Raw genomic sequence first — 997 nt, 5'->3', positions numbered from 1 at the left:
TTTAGTTTTGTTTTGATTCGTTTATTGTTGTAATAATCAATGTATTCTGATATAGCGACTTTTAGTTCATCAATCGACTTAAAGCCTTTCTCAAATCCATAAAACATCTCTGACTTTAAAATACCAAAGAAAGATTCCATCATCCCATTATCCAAGCTGTTTCCTTTACGAGACATAGATGGTCTCATGCCACGTTCTGTCAGAAACTGATGGTAATAAGCATGTTGATATTGCCAACCTTGGTCACTGTGAAGAATCGTACCTTGATAGCTTTCTTTAGGAAATGCCTTCTCAAGCATGTTCGCTAGTTGGTGTAAGTTTGGTGATGTGGACAGGTTATAGGCGATAATTTCGCCATTGTAGCCATCAAGAACTGGTGACAAATAAAGTTTTTCTTTACTAGCGGGTATAGAAAATTCAGTGACATCTGTATAACACTTCTCAAGAGGTTTAGAGGCTTCAAACTGACGCTTAATCACATTGTCCGCTTTCTTGCCGATCTCTCCCTTGTAGGAATTGTAGCGACGCCTAGCACGGATCCTAGCTTTCAATCCAAGTTCTTTCATCAACCGATGTACCTTCTTGTGATTGATATCATAGCCACGATTGTGTAGTTCAAGATGAATGCGTCGATAGCCATATCTCCCCTTATGTTCCTTATAAATCGCTTGAATAGTCTCTTTTAACTCCTTATCTCTATCTTTTTGCGATAGCTGTTTCACTTGGTAGTAGTAGGTGGAACGAGATAATTTCAGAATATCAAGCAAGATGAGTAATGGAAACTTTGGCGTCAATCCTTGAATGATTTGGGTTGCTCTCTGAGCCTTGTTTCGTCCCTCAAGCGGTATTCTCTCAACTTTTTTAGGACGGCATTCTCCGCTCTAAGATACTCATTTTCATATTGAAGTCGTTCTAACTCCGTCATTTCTTCTCTTTTTTTCTTTGGCTTACGTCCCATTTTAGCAGGTCTCCCTCGTTGTTTCTCAACAATAGTATA

At 38.8% G+C, this 997-nt stretch carries 1 pseudogene; it reads right to left on the bottom strand.

What is annotated here, in order from left to right:
- Positions 1–997 (bottom strand): annotated as a pseudogene (locus tag ACLN19_RS09090) (IS3 family transposase); the annotation flags it as partial.

It is taken from the genome of Streptococcus lishijunsis (assembly GCF_047290665.1).
Taxonomy (GTDB): domain Bacteria; phylum Bacillota; class Bacilli; order Lactobacillales; family Streptococcaceae; genus Streptococcus.
Note: the sequence above shows the minus strand (reverse complement) of the source record. Positions and strands in the feature narration are given on the sequence as shown.